At 65.7% G+C, this 18,107-nt stretch carries 19 protein-coding genes and 2 pseudogenes; 7 read left to right on the top strand and 14 right to left on the bottom strand.

Annotated features, from left to right (window positions below; all coding sequences use genetic code 11):
- Positions 1-66 precede the first annotated feature (66 nt).
- Positions 67-525: pseudogene (locus tag B0I29_RS35090) on the bottom strand (IS701 family transposase); the annotation flags it as partial.
- A 293-nt stretch (positions 526-818) separates the two neighbouring features.
- On the opposite strand from B0I29_RS35090, the gene B0I29_RS35085 reads away from it, so the two are divergent.
- A complete protein-coding gene (locus tag B0I29_RS35085; RefSeq protein WP_111653434.1) occupies positions 819-1,478 on the top strand; it encodes a hypothetical protein in 660 nt (219 codons plus the stop codon).
- A gap of 131 nt (positions 1,479-1,609) precedes the next feature.
- Complete coding sequence (locus B0I29_RS45385; protein WP_146616996.1) at positions 1,610-1,813, top strand: hypothetical protein; 204 nt, start codon at positions 1,610-1,612, stop codon at positions 1,811-1,813.
- Between the two features lie 68 nt (positions 1,814-1,881).
- Here the strand turns inward: B0I29_RS45385 and B0I29_RS35075 are convergent, their stop codons facing one another.
- Together B0I29_RS35075 and B0I29_RS35070 are read right to left on the bottom strand one after the other, a co-directional pair.
- The gene (locus tag B0I29_RS35075) at positions 1,882-2,538 is read right to left on the bottom strand and encodes a hypothetical protein (RefSeq protein WP_146616995.1); all 657 of its coding nucleotides are present in this window, start codon (positions 2,536-2,538) and stop codon (positions 1,882-1,884) included.
- A 492-nt stretch (positions 2,539-3,030) separates the two neighbouring features.
- Entirely contained in the window at positions 3,031-3,483 is a 453-nt protein-coding gene (locus B0I29_RS35070; RefSeq protein ID WP_111653431.1) for a tyrosine-type recombinase/integrase, read from the bottom strand.
- A 112-nt stretch (positions 3,484-3,595) separates the two neighbouring features.
- Between B0I29_RS35070 and B0I29_RS35060 the strand changes: the two genes are divergently transcribed.
- Complete coding sequence (locus B0I29_RS35060) at positions 3,596-4,543, top strand: hypothetical protein (RefSeq protein ID WP_146616994.1); 948 nt, start codon at positions 3,596-3,598, stop codon at positions 4,541-4,543.
- A 139-nt stretch (positions 4,544-4,682) separates the two neighbouring features.
- Positions 4,683-4,880, top strand: coding sequence for a hypothetical protein (locus tag B0I29_RS35055; RefSeq protein ID WP_146616993.1), 198 nt, complete (start codon positions 4,683-4,685; stop codon positions 4,878-4,880).
- A 270-nt stretch (positions 4,881-5,150) separates the two neighbouring features.
- Here the strand turns inward: B0I29_RS35055 and B0I29_RS35050 are convergent, their stop codons facing one another.
- The 4 genes from B0I29_RS35050 to B0I29_RS35040 all read right to left on the bottom strand — a co-directional run bounded on the left by B0I29_RS35050 (position 5,151) and on the right by B0I29_RS35040 (position 6,921).
- Entirely contained in the window at positions 5,151-5,306 is a 156-nt protein-coding gene (locus B0I29_RS35050; protein ID WP_245973004.1) for a hypothetical protein, read from the bottom strand.
- Positions 5,296-5,994, bottom strand: a complete 699-nt coding sequence (locus tag B0I29_RS35045) for a hypothetical protein (RefSeq protein WP_111653426.1) — start codon at positions 5,992-5,994, stop codon at positions 5,296-5,298. The genes B0I29_RS35050 and B0I29_RS35045 overlap by 11 nt, the downstream gene beginning before the upstream one ends.
- A gap of 172 nt (positions 5,995-6,166) precedes the next feature.
- A complete protein-coding gene (locus B0I29_RS46085; protein WP_181558132.1) occupies positions 6,167-6,322 on the bottom strand; it encodes a hypothetical protein in 156 nt (51 codons plus the stop codon).
- Between the two features lie 101 nt (positions 6,323-6,423).
- Positions 6,424-6,921: a hypothetical protein gene (locus tag B0I29_RS35040; protein ID WP_146616992.1), complete on the bottom strand. Its 498-nt coding sequence runs from the start codon at positions 6,919-6,921 to the stop codon at positions 6,424-6,426.
- 179 nt (positions 6,922-7,100) lie between these two features.
- Here B0I29_RS35040 and B0I29_RS35035 point away from each other — a divergent pair, with 179 nt between their 5' ends.
- Positions 7,101-8,126: an HNH endonuclease gene (locus B0I29_RS35035; protein WP_245973002.1), complete on the top strand. Its 1,026-nt coding sequence runs from the start codon at positions 7,101-7,103 to the stop codon at positions 8,124-8,126.
- A gap of 263 nt (positions 8,127-8,389) precedes the next feature.
- Here B0I29_RS35035 and B0I29_RS35030 read toward each other — a convergent pair whose 3' ends face one another.
- The gene (locus B0I29_RS35030) at positions 8,390-8,674 is read right to left on the bottom strand and encodes a hypothetical protein (RefSeq protein ID WP_111653424.1); all 285 of its coding nucleotides are present in this window, start codon (positions 8,672-8,674) and stop codon (positions 8,390-8,392) included.
- Positions 8,675-8,811: 137 nt separating this feature from the next.
- On the opposite strand from B0I29_RS35030, the gene B0I29_RS35025 reads away from it, so the two are divergent.
- Positions 8,812-9,462, top strand: coding sequence for a hypothetical protein (locus B0I29_RS35025; RefSeq protein ID WP_111653423.1), 651 nt, complete (start codon positions 8,812-8,814; stop codon positions 9,460-9,462).
- Between the two features lie 165 nt (positions 9,463-9,627).
- Here the strand turns inward: B0I29_RS35025 and B0I29_RS35020 are convergent, their stop codons facing one another.
- The 6 genes and pseudogenes from B0I29_RS35020 to B0I29_RS35000 form a co-directional block, all read right to left on the bottom strand.
- Complete coding sequence (locus B0I29_RS35020) at positions 9,628-10,035, bottom strand: hypothetical protein (protein WP_146616991.1); 408 nt, start codon at positions 10,033-10,035, stop codon at positions 9,628-9,630.
- Entirely contained in the window at positions 10,035-12,140 is a 2,106-nt protein-coding gene (locus B0I29_RS35015; protein ID WP_146616990.1) for a hypothetical protein, read from the bottom strand. The genes B0I29_RS35020 and B0I29_RS35015 overlap by 1 nt, the downstream gene beginning before the upstream one ends.
- Positions 12,141-12,678: 538 nt before the next feature.
- On the bottom strand, positions 12,679-14,121 hold the full coding sequence (locus B0I29_RS35010; RefSeq protein ID WP_181558131.1) for a competence protein CoiA family protein: 1,443 nt from the start codon (positions 14,119-14,121) through the stop codon (positions 12,679-12,681).
- A 137-nt stretch (positions 14,122-14,258) separates the two neighbouring features.
- Positions 14,259-14,370, bottom strand: a pseudogene (locus B0I29_RS47875) (IS3 family transposase); the annotation flags it as partial.
- Between the two features lie 197 nt (positions 14,371-14,567).
- Positions 14,568-14,903 carry a transposase gene (locus B0I29_RS35005; RefSeq protein WP_111653419.1) on the bottom strand — a complete coding sequence of 112 codons (336 nt, stop codon included), beginning with the start codon at positions 14,901-14,903 and terminating at the stop codon, positions 14,568-14,570.
- Positions 14,904-15,018: 115 nt separating this feature from the next.
- Positions 15,019-15,357 (bottom strand): hypothetical protein, encoded by a 339-nt coding sequence (locus tag B0I29_RS35000; RefSeq protein WP_111653418.1) that lies wholly within the window; start codon positions 15,355-15,357, stop codon positions 15,019-15,021.
- A gap of 641 nt (positions 15,358-15,998) precedes the next feature.
- Here B0I29_RS35000 and B0I29_RS34995 point away from each other — a divergent pair.
- Positions 15,999-17,963: a type IV secretory system conjugative DNA transfer family protein gene (locus tag B0I29_RS34995; protein ID WP_146616989.1), complete on the top strand. Its 1,965-nt coding sequence runs from the start codon at positions 15,999-16,001 to the stop codon at positions 17,961-17,963.
- The last annotated feature ends 144 nt before the right edge of the window (positions 17,964-18,107 follow it).

Genomic DNA, 18,107 nt, shown 5'->3' with positions numbered 1-18,107 from the left:
GGGGCGAGGTCAGCCGGCGTCCGAACGCTCGGCAGAGCGCTCCGGACACGAGTAAGAGGCGGCGGAATCAGGGACCCCTGCTTGCGTACGTCTTTGCGGGTCATCGGTCCAGGATTTCGGCAGGTAGAGCGCGACGTCGACCAGAGTGTGCCCGAGTGGTGAGGCATAGGACAGATGTACTGCGAGCTGGCAGTTCTCGATCTTCCCGGCCGTTCCGGAGTACTGCCGTTGCACCCCGACAGCCTGGGTGCCCTTCTTCAGATCGCCGGTCTCGTCAACCAGCAACACCCCGTCCGGATGCCCGAGCCGGGCCGTCACGAAGTCCCGGACGTCAGCACGGACCAAGGCGTCGTCCCAGCTGGCGCGGCCGATCAGGTCCTGCATCCCGCCGGGGCCGTCGTCGCCGGCGTGCTCGGCGAGCGTCCAGCAGTTCTTGACCGGCAGCGGCGCCAACAAACCGGCGACGAAATCGCGGACCCGGCGCCGGGGCTCAGGCCGGGTGAAGCGTGCCTCGATCGTGTCCATCAGGTCGCTGAACAGCTCAGACCATCGCTAAGCGTCTACTCTGTAGGCGGCAGCCACCGCCGCGTTTTCGGTAGTCCACACAACCGCTGAGACTCGACGGTGGCTGCTTGCTGTCCACGGACAAACCACACCGTCACCACAGCTCAGAACGGATCTCCTGCCGGAGTACTAGCAGCGTCCTCTGGACCGCTTGCCATTGCAACTGAGCAAGATGGCCGAAATACCAAGCCCTTCGTCATCTGATCCGGTCGTCCGGTGCTCCGGAGATCTCCACCAACAACGCACTCCAGTCTGTGCTCGACGGGGACCATGCGATCGCTGCAGCGTTTCTGAAGACCTTGGGGCGACTCGGCGATCGTGGTCTGAGCGGATCATTCATCGAGCGCGAGGCGTACCTGGCCGATCCGGTGACCGGCAAACGGTCGTTCTTCGATTTCAAGGTGTCTCGGAACGGCCAGCACCTCGCGGTGATCGAGACGAAGGTCGACTCCGCGTTGACGTCGGAGGATCAGGCTCAGCGTCGCCTGGATGCGGCGGCGGGCGACGGATTGTTGGTGTTTGTGACGCGAGACCCGTTACCCGCTGCCCTCGCGGCCGAAGTGCAGCACCAGCTTGGGGTGCCGATCACTGAACGCGGCGGGGTGTGGCATGGAACGGCCGGCGGGAAGGCTGTCCTGCTGGTGGCGTGGAACCGATTCCTGAACGATGTCGCCGACGACGACGGCAAGCGGTTCGATGAGCTGGTTGCTTTAGCCGCGGAGGTAGAGGAGGTCACCGAGTTCGTGCCGTTCACCGAGATGGTGCGTGATGCGGCAGTCGGCCGGACCACTGCTCAGGTTGTGCGGATCGCTCGCCGGATGTGCGAGCGACTCTCGGGCCGTCTAACAAACGCCGGCGTTTCCCACAAGGTCAGCACCATTCGAGACCGGGGCGATCAGGTTTACGTCGGGTAACCGTGTTTGACCACGAGTTCTGGGTCGGGTACGACGTTGACTACTGGGCACTCATCCCCGGCGACCAAGGTACCCGTTTGACGGCCCGAGCGCCTGTCGCCTGGCCGAGCCCATTCTGGATCAACCGCTCAATGCCCAGCCGAACCGGCGACATCGTCACCGAGAGGCGAAGGCGTCACCTTGACGAGCTCGGGATCGCGCGTGCGCTGGAGGTGCGCCTAAACGTCGCGGAGGGCACCGTCGTTGATCACCTAATAGACCAGGCGGTCGCACACATCCGCCGGATCCGCGACGACCTGTCCGTACATCCGGAGATGGGCACTCTCACGTGGTGAGCAGCCTCCCCAAATGGCCCTTTCCAGCCTTACCATTAGCTTTCCGCAAGATCACCAGTTGGGGGCTGTCACGAGCTGTACGGGCTCCGAGCCGAGCCGCGCTCGCCAGGCGGTTTGAACATGTGGTCGCGGATCCGGTTCAGCTGCTCCAGGTACTTCTTGTGGGTGCGGTGCGCGACGAGCGGGGCGTGCACCACGCACACCCATGGAGACCGTTCGCCCTGCACGGCGGTCACCCGGACCTCGATCTCTTCCAGCTTCGGCAGGCCTTCGTCTTCGTCCTCGAACTCGATCCGCCACGAGGCGCGATCGCCGACCTCGAGGCTGGCTGGGGTCGTGTCTTCGTAGGCGTGTACCGCTCTGAACTTGTGGTAACCGCCCGCGTCCCAACCCGCCTCGGGTGGCCGGATCGTTGCCTCGACGCCGTTCTGCCAGCGGGGGAAGGCCACCCCTTCGGTGAGCATGTCGGCCTGCAGCCGGTCGATGGGGCCGGCGGACGAAGCGATGAGGCGGACGGTGAGCTGGTGCGTGCCGTGCCTGCCTTCGGAGTCGCCGCCGGGGTTTTCGACCTCAGCGGTGAACTGTGGGGCCTGCTGGTGGCGCAGGGATTCCTCGGCGGCGTTGGCTGACCGCTTCGCCTCGTGACGGGACCAGGCCGCGTACACGCCTGCCACGAGGGCGACAACGATTGCGCCCCATTCGGGCACGTTCCCCAGGTCAGGCATGCTGTGTCCGTTCCGCTGCTGGCCGACGGGTTCGGCCGTTCCGACCCGGGATGGTAGTTGGCCGTGTCCGGTTGCGGGTACGGCCGCACGGCAGATACGGGTGAGGCCCAGGGCCGTGGGGGTCCGGGCCTCGTGGTGGTTGACCCAGCCCTACCGCTAGTTTCGCAAGATCACCCGTCGGGGGCCATTCCAGCCGAGCTCGGCGGCGAGCTGGTCGGGGGCGTAGGCGGCTCGCTGCATCGAGCAACTCCGTAGTCAGGCACCGCGGTGGGGTCCGTGCTCGGCCGACGCCGCGCCCGCCGCGGCGTCGGCCGAGGCGGGCAGTTGGGCCTTGAGGTAGAGCGAGACGCCGTCCTCGGAGCGGCGGCGACCGGCTGGCTGGTGCGGGTGACGGCGAGCGCCGCCTTAAAGGCGGCGGCCGCGGCGTACAGCTCGTCGATGTCGTCGGCGACGATCCGTACCCGGATCACGCGGTCACCGGTAAGAACCGTGTCACCAACCGCAAACGGCGGTGATCACATCTGTTCGACGTAGCCGGGCCGCTATGTCTTCGGGTGGGTTCGGGTAGCGGTGGATATAGCGCTGGGACTGGCGGCCGAGCTGGGGTTCGAGCTTGTAGGCGTCGCTGCCGGTGGCCGCGGCGAGCGCGAAGGCGAACGAGTGGCGCAGGTCGTGGGTCGCAGCGGGCTGATGTGCCGGGCCGGGCCGGTGTGCTCGGCGTCGTGCCAAAGGCCGGATCTGCTCGCAGATCAGGTTGATCGAGCGCGGGGAGAGCCGGCCGTCGCGGCGGCGGGAGCCGATGGAGGCGGCGGACAGGAACAGCGCGGCCGGTTCGGTGTCGGCGGGACGCTCGTGTTCCGGGTAGTCGGCCAGGGCGGTGCGGCCGTCGGCGCCGAGGAATACGGTGCGGCTGGTGCTGCCCTTGCCGCGGACGTTCGTCGGCACTCACGTCGCAGGCCTCTATGTCCGTACGGCTCGGACATGCCGTAATCCATGCGGCGGTCCGTGGGCGCGGCCCTGATTGAATGCATGCTCACCGAACGCGTTGGAGGACCTGGTGTCCGACTCTCATAGCCGTCGCATCCGAGCACTCGAACTTCTCTACGACCACGTACCGGAGAACGCCGGCGAGATTCCGAGTTTTGTTGATCTCCTCAGTGACACTCCTGACGACCACGCCGAGGATCTTTGGCGAGGCACGCTGCGTCTCCTTCACAACCAAGGGTTGATCAAGCTCGCCGAGACGATGGGTTTCGGTGGAACCGCTGCTTACCTGACCGATACCGGCAGGGCTGAGGTGGAGGAACGTCGCCGTCGGCGTACGAACCCAGCGGAGATGCGCAGCGCCACAGAACGAGGCATTCTTCAGTACCTCTACCAGGAAAGTCCCAACGGGACGGAGTGGACGCAGCTTCGGGGTGATGACGGCCTGAAGATCGTCCTTGAAGGATCAACACTGCCGGACAATCTCGTCGGGCGCGTCGCCGAGCAGCTCAAGGAAGCTGGCCTCATCGAAGGCGGCAGCTATGTCGCAGAGCTGGAAGGTCCGCTCACAGTACGGCTGACAGGACTGGGCCAGAGGTGCATCGAGTCAGGGGTGAGCGTGGAAGAGTTCCTGAACAAACAAAGGCAGACACAGCCGGGCCACGTCTTTCACATCGGCACTATCAGCGGCAGCAACCTCAACTGGGGCGACCACGTCACCCAGAACGCCACCACCTCGTCCGGGCTTGTCGGTGACGAGCTGCGCCAGCTGGTGCAGGCGATTGTGCTGGCGCTTCCCGTGCTCGGGCTACCGGATGACGACGTGGAGGCAATTCGCCGGGATTCCGAGATCATTGAGGGGGAACTGCAGCAGCAGACGCCGGAGTCGAAAGGGATAGTCCGGGCGGTGTTTAACCGGAACCTGAACCGGATCCTCGCCGAGGGCGAGAACCAGCTCGCGCTGTACCTGGTCGCGTCCGCGAAGGTCCTCCTGAGAAACATCGGGTGGGACGTCGCATAAGGGTCAGACAACCCGCGCCTCCACCCGTCGAGTGACGCACGGCATCGTTGCCTGCGGATCTCTGGGTGTAGTTGACTGTGAAATGTGTCCGGACGACCCGCCTTTGCTGGGCCGCTGTGACGAGCGCTGGGGAGGGCGTGTGGCCGGTCGACGAGTGCCGTGGTTCGTAATCGGCTGGACGGTGCTGCTGATCGTGTTCGCGTGGCTGGCGCTTGCCTCTTGGTGGACCCCGGGCGGGGCGTGGTGGCCGCCGGTCACGTTCGGCGCCTGCGCTCTGGTCTGCGCGGGCAACCTGTTCTGGGCGTTGAAAAACCGCCGCACGCCACGGAACCGGTAGCGGCGCACTCGTAGGGCGGCAGATCCCGCACAGCAGCGGAGCGGCTACGGTGGCACGGCTGCTGCAGCTGTGCGCGGCCGGGACGCTGACCGGCGAGCACGTGCGGCTGGCCGCGGCCGCGCACGGCGCCGACGACGAGGCTTAGGAAACTCAGCCGTTACTGGTCCTGCCGCAGTGGTGGACGACGTCGGCGGGCACCGCCCGCATCCCGCATGGTCCACGTTTAGCTATCCGCCCGACGGTCATCTCATTGACGATTTCCGCCGCCGATCAGCAGTTCCAGGGCGTGGCTGACGTCGGGGCGGTCGCTGGTTTCTGGATGTAGAACTTCTTGGTGATGCTCTCGTCGACGTGCCCGAGCTGGCCGGCGGCTTCGGTGACTAGGCCCTGTCCACTCAAGACGGTGGCGACGGTCTTACGGAACACGTGGGGACTCACCGACAAAGGCGTGGCGCTCGACGGCTCCCGTCTGCTCAAGCTTCTTGCGCACGTCGGCTTGACCGGGTGCACTCAGGAAGCCTGCCAACCAGGTGATGAACGTCTGCCAGTCCTGCTCTGCTAGACCGCCTACGCCCTGAGGGTAGAGAAGGATCTTCGGCTCCTCGTCCGGCTGCGGTAGCCGAGAGCAGAGCTGTACGACGCCGAGGCCATTGAGTTGGCGTAGTTCTTCCACCGGGGATTGGGCAAGGCTGCCGTCGGGCTGCACGAGCTCCAGAAACACGCCCGCGTCCTCCAGCCGTCGGAGGAACGCCTCCAGGGCGGGCTTAAGTGATTTGAGTTTGGCCAACTTCGAGACCGTGACGTACCAGATCCGGCCAAGCGAAGGGGAGCCCATCTCTTGGCCCCGGAAGACCAACTGATGCAGCTGGGCATAATCGGGGTCGACGTCAGACACGATCTCCACGAACGCGGTTGGACGGTCCCCATACTCGATACGAACGTCCGCCATGCTCTGAATGCTGTTGTCGTCCTGGATTACCACGCGCTCACCCGTCAGCCGAGCAATGACACGCGCGGCCAGGTACTCGAAGTCGCCCTCATACCTGCGAGCGTCGCGCCCCCGCATGCCATCGGAGCGCAGGTCGATTGGGTAGCCGGGCTGGAAGTCGTCCATCGCCGTAAGGTCCTCCTTCGCTGGCGCTCAGACGAAGAGCCTGCCATGCCCGCGACGTCGGCCAGAACTTTAGCTCCACCGCGGCTGAGCGACGACGCCGTTCGGTGTGTGGCCCAGCCTCGCCGATTGCCCGGAGCCCCACATGCTCGGTGCGGGGCCCCGGTGTCCAGGCTCACTTCGGCGTGCCGGTGTTCGTTTCGGCGTCGTTGCCCGTGCGCCGGGCAGCCGAGACCAACTGACTGAGCCTCTGCAGTTCCCGTTCGAGGCGGTCCAGGCGATTGCGGTGGCCGCCCGGCGACGGTTCGTCGGTGCCGGTCAGTTCGGCCACCAGGGCTTCCAAGTCGCGGAGGCGGCAGTCGGTCCGGAAGACGTGCGCTTCCAGGTTGCGTACGCGTGCCTCATTGGTCTGGCCGTTCTTTTTCTTGCTCCTTACCGTCGGGTGGTGCGCTGCTTCAGCCACTCGGCGTGCGCGGCGAGCACGTCGGCGGTGAGGTGGGCGGGCGGTTCGGGGTAGTGGTCCATCCACTGGTCAAGGTCGGCGCCCCAGCCGACACGGAGGCCGAGCTCCTGCGCGGCGGCTGTCAACCGGCGGTAGTAGGCGTGTCGGCCGAGGGTGGATCGATTCACCTCGCGCAGGGCGGCGTCCAATATGAACGCGTTGGCGTCGGGCAGTGAGTCAAGATGTGCCCCGAAGGCGTCGTCGACCTCGATCTCGATGTCGACCATCGTGCGGCCGTTCGCGTCGACCCAGCGCCGCGGCACAGGGGCGAACGGGTCGGGAGGCAAGGTACGGACCGTGCTCGTGCGGGCCGTGGCAAGATCTGCCAGCAGCCGGTCGACGTTCACCTGGCTGACCTCCGCTTCGGTCAGCTTTTCGCCGGCGGCATCAGCCGCGCCGGTCAAGTGTTCCAAAATCTCCGATGCCATGCGCCGGACCGTACGGACGGGGTCCGACAAGAACCCTCGGCGGATTGGGACGCCCGGCGCGCAACAGCGCGTATGCGGCGTGCACTCCACCCGTTCACCCGATCCGCTCTCCATCGTTCGGCTAGCTGGGGGCGGCGATCGAGGGACGCGGCGTCTGTCGCCGACCTAGGTTGGAGCATATGACGGCATTCGACGAGGATCACATCCTTCGGGAACTAGTGCGATTGGTGGGCAGCGAGGATTGCGACCTCATCGCGCGTTGCTCGCGTGGTGGCAAGATCTCCGCGAAGGATGCGAAGCATTTCAAGGCGTTGCGGGAAAGGCTGGCCGGTATCGGTCATGACGTCGTTGAGCAGTACATCGGCAGGGAGCCGTCGATGGCGGTCTTCACCAGCGATGTTCCGCAGGGTGCCAAGCCGGTCGACGCTATGTGGTGTTGCGTTTTCCCCGCCGAGGCGAAGAACCCGGATCTCGGCTTGCACATCGCGCTGGCGGTATCGGCCGAAGGCGTTGATCTGATGCTGCGAATAGGGGCCGGGGTGGCACCATCGCCCCTGCAGGAACGGCTCAGAACGCTCCCAGGATACGACCGTGAAGGACTCAGGAGGTTACTCCCGAAATACGGATTAGGCCGCGAAAATGATCTGGCGGACCTGGATGAATGGTTGGAGAAAGCGTCACCCGGGGCGGCGATATCACGGCATGTCAGGGCGGACGAGTTGGATTATTTCGGGTACGAAATCGGTCAAGAGATGCGACACCTCGCGATCGTCTCCATGGTTTTCATGCTCTGGTACTGCTATGAAGAGGACGAGGCAGCCACCGGGACCGAAGCGCCGCGGATCCGGACGACTGTGCAGCGCATCGTCCGCAGCACCGAGAAGGCCCGCCGGGTCAAGGATCTGCACCAGTACGCCTGCCAGGTGTGCGGCCTGCAGATTGTCACCCCCGCCGGCCGGTACGCCGAGGCGGCGCACATCCGCGCTCTGGGCCGACCGCACAACGGCCCCGACGCCAAGGCCAACATCCTCTGCCTCTGCCCGAACCACCACGTGATGTTCGATACCGGTGCGATCTACATCGACGACGACGGGACGGTCCGCGATACCGATGACCACGCGCCGGTGGGCGTGCTGCACCAAGTCCCGGAGCACCGGATCGACGCCGTCCAGCTGGCCTACCACCGCGAGCAGCACGCCCGATAATCGCAGACTGCGGTGTCCCCCTAATCCGAGCCGTTGACGCCGGCCCAGGCATCCCCTGACCGACCCGGGCCGACAAGCCGCCGACGTTGCGGTTTCAGTAGTCCGGCGATGGACCGCTTACAGCTCAGGTCGAACCGTGGAATCTGCGCGAACCACATCCGGAGTCGGCGCCAGCAGGCATATGGTGATCGATCACCAAATCTGCGCCAGAGCCAAATTTGAGCGCCACCGGAGTGCCTTGCGCGCAATCAGCTCAACGCAGATCACTGCCGGTTACCGGACCGGCAGCACAGCCGGTGCACCCCGGTGAGGAGACGGTCATCCACGCCTACCTTGCCGGGACCTCGACCCGGTTCGATGACCTGCTCTGCCGTCACCTGACCGACCTGCTTATCGGCCTCGCGGGCTGGGCGTGCTCCGCTGGTGGTGCCTGGGTCGAGGAGCCGCATCTGTCGGAGGGCCAGACCGTTGACGGCGACCAGCACCTCGACACCGGCAGTGTTGCCGGAGCCGGAAAAGCGCCGGGAACACTCCCGACGTTTCAGCACGTGATCACCAAAATCTTCACGCGTGTTCCACCCGCTGGGACCTTCGTTAGGCGGGTTTGGCGGGAGCGACATTGGCCACTGGTGTCGACTCGTTCCAGGTCTCGCGTGTCGTTGCGCGCCCAGGTTGAATGGCCGCCATGCCGAAGGTGAAGATCAGCACTGCCGACCTCGAAACGTTCACTGCACCCGCCGCCGGCGCCGGGGTTCCCGTCGCCGATTGGCTCGCCTCCGTTGGCCGACAGCAGGCCCTCATCGACGCGGTCACATCAGCTCAGCCCAGGTCCCGGATCCTGTTCGTTCCCGTCGACGCGCAGACCTCCGCAGCACTGGACAGGGAAGCCGAACGAACCGGGACTCGGGACTGGGTGTACGCAGCCCGGCTAGTGCGTGATGTCGTCTGCGCACCCGCGTTGGATCCCGACCAGTTGTGGGCGGACGTGGTCACCGACCTGTCCATGATGATCGCGTCGGCGCAGCAGCGCGCCTACATCGAACGGTCCCGGATCGAGACGATCGTCGGGGACACGGTGCTGCTGGCCGTTCCGGACTCCTTCACCCGCGACGTCGTCGAGTCTCGGCTGCGGCCCTCGCTGGCGGAGTCCCTGTCGCGTCTGCTGGGCCGAAGTATGCAGGTAGCGGTCCGCATCGACACGGTGGACCCGCATCCGGTCCGGCAGCCGGCGCCTGCGTCTGCTGGGAAGGGTTCGGGCAGCCGGGACGAGGTGCTCCGCGAGGCGCTGGAGATCATTCGAGGGCTGGAGGGCCGGTTCGGTTCCACGGCGGCCTGATACTCGCTTCCGCCAGCCGGCTACGGGCATCATGATCACGCACGTCTTGGACCATAGGACGGCGGCCACCTCGACCAAGGTTTCTATGCCAGAGCCTTTCGTGGCACAGTCCCCACCCGGGCGACCGGCGCCGTGAAACTGAAGCCCACGGCGCCGGCCGGCCGGTCAGTTCAACCCGGGCACCTGCATGCCGGCTGCCGGGTGCGCGGACCCGTCGAGCGGGTCGAGGGCGTACGCGGCCCAGCCTTCGTGGTGGCGCACCAAGTCGACGGTCACGCCGTCGAGCAACGGGAACACCGTGACGGCGTACCAGGTCCTGCGCCGCGCCGGGATCCTGGCGTGCTCGGCTAGCCGGTCAGCGACCGCAGCACGCGCCGCGGGCCGGTGCACACTGCCGACGTAGCGGCACCGGCCGCGGCTGTCCCACGTCACGTACACGGCCGAGCGGGGCGTACGCACCGCCGCGGTCAGCGCCGCAACAGGCACCGTCGCCGGGCCCGGCTCTGCGAGGTGCTCTCCGATCAGGCGGCGCACCCGGTGGATCTGCGCGGACATAGGCGCGCTGGGACGCATCAGCCGTCACCATCCTCGTCGTCGTACTCCTCCTGGAACGGATCGGTCGACGGCTCCGGGGCGTTCTGGTTGAGCTTGTCGCGGGCCTTCTGCAGCTTGCTCTTGATTTCCTCGATTTTCACCGGGTCGCCGAACACGTCGCGGCCCTGGCTGGCGGAGAGCACCACGAGGGTGTCGACGGCCGCGACCGCGTTCTTCGCCGAGTCGCGCAGCAGGTTGCGGGCCGTCACGGCCGGCGGCTCCTTCTCCTGCTGGTCGACGGGCACGTGCGCCGCGATCTCCGCCAGCGCTTCGCGGGTGCCTGCCGGGTCCGCCGCGGCGAACAAGTCCCACTCGTAGTCGATGTTGACCTGCGCGCCGGCGTTGTCGGTGACCGGGTCACCGGCGGTGAACGTGCCCGCGGGGTCGTCCTCGGTGTGGAACATCTTCGGGTTGCCCGTGCCGACGAACGCCGTGGCCAGCGAGTGCAGCATCCGCAGGCCACCGGCGGACTCGGTCAGCTTGGCGATCACCTTGTCCGGCCGGGTGCGGTATGGAACCTTACGGTCGACGCGTTCACCGGACTCGGTCAGCTTCGACCCGCGGTCGCGGGTCAGCAGGGCTTGCAGCATCGCCGCGGTCCCGCCGAGCACCGACAGCTCCGCGATCGCGCTGGACTCCCCGGCCAGCGCCCGGTCCAGGATGTCGTCGAGGACCTTCTGGGCGCTGTCGCCGGTGGTCAGCGTCCACGGCGACTTCCAGACCCGGTCGGTGATCGGTCCGCCGTCCGCGAACGCGTTTTTCGCCACCGCGTACTGAGGATCGGTCTTGTACGCCGCCAGCGCGGTCGTGGACAGCTGCTTGCCGATCACCATCCGGGTCGGGCGCCGGTTGGCGAACTCCTCAGCGAACAGGGTGGAGACGCCCTTGTCCCAGCCGTTGAGGATCGCCTGCAACGTCAGCGCGGTCGCCCACAGCCGGTTAGGCGGAAGGCCGAGACGCGCGTGCATCTCGTCGACGGTCAGCCGACCTTCGATCGCCTGACGGGTGTCCGCGTCGATCGCCCCGGTCTCCAGCACCGCGCGGCGCAGCATCCGGGTCATGGTCTGCTCGGCCTTGGCCTCCTCATCCCACGGTGCCGCCTCGGTATGAATGGAGGCGATCAGGTCCTCGCGCGCGGCCGGCAGGTCAGTCAGCGGGTTACCGGTCGCCCCGTCGGCCCAGCCGCCGACGACCACGACCGACGGGACCGTCAGCGTCTGCCCGAGCCGGATCGTGGTCTCGGTCAGCTGCTCGTCCTGCAGCCCACGATTGATCAGATTGACCTGCGCGGAGATAGCGTCACGGGCGGCGCGCTGCGTCACGTGCCGGAACGTCTTACCCGACGCGGTGCCGACGACCGCTTCGATACACGCCGTCGCGGCCTGCTCCGCGTCACCGCCGACGCGGGCCTTCCACGTCGACACGAGCCGGGAGTTCCCGTCGATAGCGACGAGGTAGTACTCCGGTTCGGAGCCGTCGGCGAAAACGACCCGCATCACGACCAGCGTCAGCGGCTCCTTGACCCCAGACTGCAGGATGCTGTTGGTGTAGTCGTTCTTGACGGCCTGCCCGTCGGGGGCGGTGCGCCGGAAAGCCTCCCGGATCCGGTCGGCGAACTCGGCGTGGTCGGTGACCGTCAGCTCGATCACCGCCCAGGGGCGGCCGTTCTCGGTGGAGGTGCCGAGCGTCGCCACCGGCCGGCCCGCGTCGAGCTGCAGGCGGCTCTTGACCTGGTGCAGCCAGCGGGCGCCGGCGATGTCCGGCAGGATGCCCAAATCCAGGAAACGGTCGTGCTGCTGGGTGACGAAGACAACGCCTTCACTGACTCGCTTCTCGACCAGCAGGGAGGCGTTGCCGTTCGCGGCCTGGTACGCCTGGACGAGCATGCTGAACCGGTGCGGGTCGACGAGCCCGCCGGTGACGGCGCCGGCGCCGTGCTCGCACAGGTTTACGTCCGAGTTGCCGAGCAGCGCCTTGCGGGCCGGGGCGAGTGATCGCGTCACGGCCGGCGCGACGGCCGGGCGGGGTCGGTGCTTGACCGCCGGGAACACGTTGTCCGGCGACGTGGCAGGTGTGGAACTCATCGTGCGTGGCCTCCTCAGGCCTAACGCACACGCGGGATGACCGCGGGCCGAGACGATCTCGACCCCGCCGCCGCCCGACGTACTGAGTACGTAGGCAGGCATCCTTCCCGTCCGGGTACAGCTCACGATGCTGCACTCGTGCGGGCCGGGTCGGAGTTGCCGCGTGTCCAGGGCGATCCCGGTCGGCCCGCCGCTCCCCCGAGACTTCGGGGTTGCGGGTACGGGTTCCCATCCTCGCGGATGGTTGCCGGTCTCGCGCTCGCCACGGCTCAAAGTGCCGGGGCGTCCAGACGTACGGACCACCGAAGCGGTGCGCGGCCGAGTCCTTGGTGGATCTCGACGCCGGTGACTGTAGCGCACGCCTACGACATCCGGCATCACTGCTACCCCGGGCGTGTCAGAGCACGACCGGCGTCGAGGATGAGTTCGCGGCGCCTGGGATAGTCGCGCGCCAGAGCTTCAACGAGTATGTCGAGACGTGCGCCTGCAGCGCGGACCAGTCGAGTGGCGGTCTCGCTATCATCCCCGGCTCCTCACGTCATGCCGGCGGCGTGCGCTGTCGCTCTACCTGGCTCGGGTCGGAGTTGGTGGGCGGGGAGGGCGGCCTTCGGAGGCTGGCGAGGACGGTGATGTGGTCACCGTCCAAGAGCGAGGTAGTAGAAGGGAGATCGACCCAACCGTCATCGCGAAGATCGCGAAGGTACTGGATGAGCGGGTACCAATCCGTGACGGTGACCATCCCTGCCGGCCAACCGAAGCGACTGCCCAGCTGCGACCGAATCCAGGTTTCCGAAACCTGGTCACCTACCACCTGATCGAAGATCTCGAGCAGAGCGGCCATCCAGTGCTCCTTCGCCACTCCACGGACCGTGAACCTCCGGGAAGCATTGTCCAGGACCATTGCAGGCAACGGTCCGTACCTCTCCTCGAGTTTCGCCTTCTCTCCCAGCCAGTTCTGGTACGGAAGCTCTTGCCTGCGGGCGGCATCTTCGGCGGCGGCTTCAGCGGCGGCCTCGTCTGCGCGCTGCTGCCGGATCGCGGTCAGCCGAGCGTCCGCCTCAGCGCTGACCTTTCTTGCCGCCGGGGTGATCAGTCCCGTCAGGTACGGAGCGATGTCGCCGGCTGTCGGCCAGCCGTGCTCCGCGTTCCAGGCCCACGACGCCGAGATATCGGTGCGGTCCCGGAACTCCAGGCGGCATTCGTCGAGTGTGCAGATGTCGATGTTTACCTGACGCAGCCCCTGTCCCCAGGCCATTAGCTTGCGCACTTCCGACGGGGTGAACGCGGCGGTGGCGATTAGTTCTTCGAACGGGTTGATCCAGAGGAGCGGCATCGCGTTGTATGCCGCTTCCCACAATGCACGGTCGATGGTGAGGGCGGTGGCCTGCTGCTCCGGGCTAGTGGCGGCGACCGGCTGGCAGAAGGCGCCGGTGTGCCCGAAAACCCAGACGAACGTGACGCCGATCCGGTCGTAGGCTGCGCGTCTCTTCCGCATTTCCGGCCACTTCAGCGGCGAGTACTGGATCTCGAACACGATCCGGTTCCCGCCGACGATGGCATAGACGTCCGGGTGCCGGCCGTTCTCGAGGACGATGTCATCGACGTGTACGACCGCGTCTGGTGCCTGCGTACGAACCCAGCGGGCAAGTTGGTGTTTCGCGGTGAAGTGGTTTATGCCCTCGCGCTGGTGCCGGACGTTGCTGCCGGGCAGGTGCCGGAAATGGTCGCGCACAGCACTTCCGCCGGCGGTAGTCAACTCCGGCGCCGGGCAGTCCGGGTACGGACATTGCAGGTACGCGCGGGTGTAGGCGCGTACCTCGTCGGCGCGGCCGCGGCCGAGGTAGAAGAGCGGTGCTTCCGGTGCGGTGATGTCGCGGGCGTAGACTTGGTGGGCATCGCCGCGGCGCAGGAACGCAGCGTGAACGTCACCGGCGGGCGGGGCAGGTGCACCGAACGCAGAGGCTGGTGGGACGGTCGACACGCGGGGAAGATACCCGGCCCCTACGACGTTCTCCGATCCGGGACCTCGTCGGATGTTCAGGCCTTCTGGCGTACCTGCCGTGGGGGGGGAACCTCGGCGCGGCGCAGTGGATCTCTATGTGTCGGGACGGCGCCCGGTCGGTCGCGTAGCAGCCCACGCAGCCCGACCGCACGCATCAAACGTTCGACGGTGCACCGGGCCACCGGCATCCCGTGGCGGTGCAGCTCCGTGCCAGATCTTGCGGGCCCCTTAGACGCCGTAGTTAGCCGTGTGGATCTGCTCGATCATGACGGTCAGCTCGTCGTCACGCCTCGCTCGGGCGCTGGCGGGGCGGGTCTTGGCGGCGTAGTAGGTCGACGGTGCGATCTGTGCCGGCGTGCCTTCAAGCGCCTGCAGGACAGGCTGGACACCGTATTCGGCCTTCTGGGAGTCGACGAAGCCGACCTTCAGCGCGACGGACGGTCCAGCTCCGCCGCGAAGAAGCTCGCCGCGGACTTCAGGACCTGGTTCGCCCGCCGCAACTCCCGATTCTCCCGCTCGAGAGCGGCGAGGCGTTCCGCGTCGCTGCTGGTCGTGCCTGGCCGCACGCCGTCATCGGTCTCGGCCTTCTTCACCCAGCCAAGCAGCGCCTCCGGATGGATCCCGAGTTGATCGGCGTTCCGCCGGATCGCCCCCACGCTCGACGCCGGATCCCGGCGGGCCTCGACCGCCAACCGGGTCGCCCGCTCACGCAACTCATCGGGGTAATTCTTCGGTGCCGATCTAACTGAATTCTCTGCCAGGTTTGGATGTCTCCATCAAACCCGGGGCGGAACAGTTCGCTGCTCGTCGAACAGATTGGTCAGCGCATCGCGTTACCATCGACGGCCGCACTGCTCGATGGTCAGTACGGCTCGTTCATCGTTCCCACTCGTCTCCGCGGTTGCGCTCCAAGTCGTCCTGGACCCTGCGCTCCAAGTCCGGGTCGAGGTCCGCGCGTTCGAACACCTCGCGCTGCTGCGCCTGCTCCAGCTCGTCAATCTTCATCTGAGCATCGCTAAATTCGCGGTGGAGGTCGTCAACGTGCTTGCTTGCGTACTCAACGAAGTCTAGCTGGGCGTCGATGGCCTCCTCGCGTGCGGTGACGTACTCAGCTGAGTCCTTGCCGTAGATGGTCTTGGCGTCCTCCATGGCTTTGTTGACCTTGTTCCACGCCAGGGACTTTGCCCGCAAACCCGAGTGGTACTCGCCAGCCATGCGGTCTCCCTCAGCTCAAGATGCGACATGAACCTCGCAGGGTCCATCGTGCGGTGCGTTGAGGAAAATTCCCAGCTTTCGGGCCAGTAAGCATTGCGATGGCAGCGGGGCACTCTCCGCTCGCTTGATCACGGCTCGCACCTTGTTGGTCATGTCCGGGTCGTGGCCGCCCTCTTGGCTAGTCTGGGATTTTGGCCAGGTCGACTCGACCGGTGAATTACATCGGTACTGTTGGATGTCCAGAAGATGACCATAATACTGTGCATCACCATCGCCACACCCCGGAGGCGGCGCTGCCGACCTCGAGTGACCGCTTGGGTGCCTCTATTCCCCCAGCCCTTCTTGCTGCGGCTCAATACCCTGCGCACTATCCATGAGCCCTGCGGGTGACTTACGCTGATAACTCCTAGCTGCGATTTGATCAGAAAGATCGATGGCGGCGAGATCACCTGGCGGACCGCGGTCGACCCGGCGAGGTCGTTCAGCCGCTTGCGCTGAACTAATAGGGCGGCTCATAAAGCGACCACCCTGCATCACACCCCGTCACGTGACTAATATCACTTAGCCGTTCTACCGAATGCGACCCCATTCCCAGTGTGATGTGGTCTGTATCTGTACCGACCTGATCACTGGGGGTGCTCATGCCGCTCTTCGGCAAGCCAAAACCGCCGCAAATTCCCCAAAACTGGCACTGGGACATGATGCGAGAGAACAACACTTTTCGCGCCTTCAATAAGCAACGCCGCTCGGCCGCTCCCGAGAACGACCGGCGCCTGTGGATCGGCATCAGCGGAGTTTCCGGTCCGATTTTCTGCAACCCAGACACCAACCTGCTGGCCATCGCGCCCGCGCGCCACGCGATTGGCAAGACCGCCTCGGTCGTCGTTCCCAACGTCATGACCTGGCCAGGCCCAGTTGTTTCGACGAGCACTAAGATCGACGTGCTACGTGCAACTGCAGCAATTCGGTCGAGCTGGGGCACTCTCTGGCACTGGACACCCGACGCGGAACCGACGGTACCCGGTTGCAACCAGCTTCGGTGGTCCCCTGTGGCCGAATCAGCCGATTGGGACACGGCGCTCGATATGTCCAGCGCCATGGTGAGCGCTTCAAAGAAGTCCGACGCTCGCCAATCAGATGCCGGCCTGCACTTTGAGGGCCGAGCCCAATCTCTCCTCGGCGTCCTGCTCTGGAGCGCCGCCCGCTACGGCCACGACATGCGGTGGGTGTTCAGCGTGATCACGGGCCAGCGCCTGACGGACGAAATCGTGCCCTTGCTGAAGCAGCTCAATCAGGACGGCCACCGACTGCAGCTTGACATCCTCGGTGGCATCTACAAAGCGCCTGATCGTGAGCGGGCGAGCGTGTTCTCCACCGCAGCGGTGACACTCCGGGTCTTCGAGCGGTCCGGCGTGCTCGATTCAACCGACAACCCGAACTTCGACATGGAAGGCTTCGTCCGCGGCGTCCCCGTCGAAGGCAACTGGGACCTCCTATATGAAAGCGACGACAGCCCTCAGGCCCGAGCCGCACAACTGGGTGTGTTCCCGAACTACGCGAGCGGCTGGTTCGACACGATCTACATCTCGGCGAAGAGTCAAGTGGAACTGGCGCCGATCGTTGTTGCTTTCCTGACCTCGATTCGCGCCGCAGTAGCGAAGGTGCGAGGTGAGAAGGCACGCCTGGGAGTGGACAGTCGGCATCGCGTGCTGTTCGCCCTCGACGAGATGGCCACCATGGCACCGATCCCCCAATTGCCTGAAATCCTCGCCATCGGTGGAGAAGGCATCGTGACCCTTGGAGTGCTCCAGGACATGGGGCAGGCCCGCCAGCGATGGGGCGAGCAAGGCATGGCGTTGCTTAGCCTCTTCCAGAATGTCCTCGTATTTCCTGGAACGCGCGACACCGCGACCATCAACACCTTCTCCGAGCTCGGCGGCGACTACCTCATGCCCATGCAGACCACGTCGCAGACACAAGGCAAGGGGTCAGGGCTTTTCGAGTACACCGAGTCGAAGTCGCAGAACGAGGGCTACGAACGCTGGAAGCGGCTAACGCCGGACGAGATCGCCAACGGCAACCCGGAGCGGCCCGACGAGGTCTTGCTGTTTCCCCACGGAACAGCCGAAGCCCTGCATATCTACCTTCTGCCTTACTGGTCGGCCAACTTGTGGCTTTGCGCAACTGTCGACCAGACGAAGCAGTGGCTGGTGGGCGGGGTTGACGCTGAACCATGGCGCTACAACCTGCCCCTGCCCGAGCTTGATCGCAACTCATCGAGAAGTCTACGGAACCTGAACGAGGAGTACGTCAAGACCTGGGCGTTCGTGAAAGGCAACTGGACCAAGTTTGCGGAGATGATTCAGTCACGGCCACAGGACGGAAACGACGCCATCATCGTTATCGCGCTCAGCGCAGAAGAGATGGCTAACGGTTGTAACCAGGTCATCGCGATGGATCACCGGGGAACGGTGGGAGAATTCGTCACCGCCCAAATCCCGCCAGGCGTCGAGCCAGGCATGAGAGTCCGCTTAAAGGGCTTGGCCATTCCGGGGAGGAACGGCGGCGCCGACGGAGACCTATACATCGAGATCGCCGCCGGATAGCTCCGCAGCATTTACAACACCATAGAGTTTGTCATGGGACGGTCGTTTTTATCCAATGACGATCGACGCAGGTAGTGGCAGTTAGCCGGCCTGTACGCCTTGTCCGCCGGCACCCGGCCCGAGCGCACCCGCGTTCGGGATCGA

Source organism: Actinoplanes lutulentus (assembly GCF_003259845.1).
In the GTDB taxonomy this organism is placed as follows: Bacteria; Actinomycetota; Actinomycetes; order Mycobacteriales; family Micromonosporaceae; genus Actinoplanes; species Actinoplanes lutulentus.
This window is presented reverse-complemented; position numbering and strand designations above follow the sequence as displayed.

What these genes read in the sequence shown, in the direction of transcription:
- B0I29_RS45385 (WP_146616996.1), top strand. Translation starts at nt 1,610, where the DNA reads ATGCCCAGCCGAACCGGCGACATCGTCACCGAGAGGCGAAGGCGTCAC.
- B0I29_RS35075 (WP_146616995.1), bottom strand. Translation starts at nt 2,538, where the DNA reads ATGCCTGACCTGGGGAACGTGCCCGAATGGGGCGCAATCGTTGTCGCC.
- B0I29_RS35045 (WP_111653426.1), bottom strand. Translation starts at nt 5,994, where the DNA reads ATGGACGACTTCCAGCCCGGCTACCCAATCGACCTGCGCTCCGATGGC.
- B0I29_RS35040 (WP_146616992.1), bottom strand. Translation starts at nt 6,921, where the DNA reads ATGGCATCGGAGATTTTGGAACACTTGACCGGCGCGGCTGATGCCGCC.
- B0I29_RS35035 (WP_245973002.1), top strand. Translation starts at nt 7,101, where the DNA reads ATGACGGCATTCGACGAGGATCACATCCTTCGGGAACTAGTGCGATTG.
- B0I29_RS35025 (WP_111653423.1), top strand. Translation starts at nt 8,812, where the DNA reads ATGCCGAAGGTGAAGATCAGCACTGCCGACCTCGAAACGTTCACTGCA.
- B0I29_RS35020 (WP_146616991.1), bottom strand. Translation starts at nt 10,035, where the DNA reads ATGCGTCCCAGCGCGCCTATGTCCGCGCAGATCCACCGGGTGCGCCGC.
- B0I29_RS35015 (WP_146616990.1), bottom strand. Translation starts at nt 12,140, where the DNA reads ATGAGTTCCACACCTGCCACGTCGCCGGACAACGTGTTCCCGGCGGTC.
- B0I29_RS35000 (WP_111653418.1), bottom strand. Translation starts at nt 15,357, where the DNA reads ATGGCTGGCGAGTACCACTCGGGTTTGCGGGCAAAGTCCCTGGCGTGG.
- B0I29_RS34995 (WP_146616989.1), top strand. Translation starts at nt 15,999, where the DNA reads ATGCCGCTCTTCGGCAAGCCAAAACCGCCGCAAATTCCCCAAAACTGG.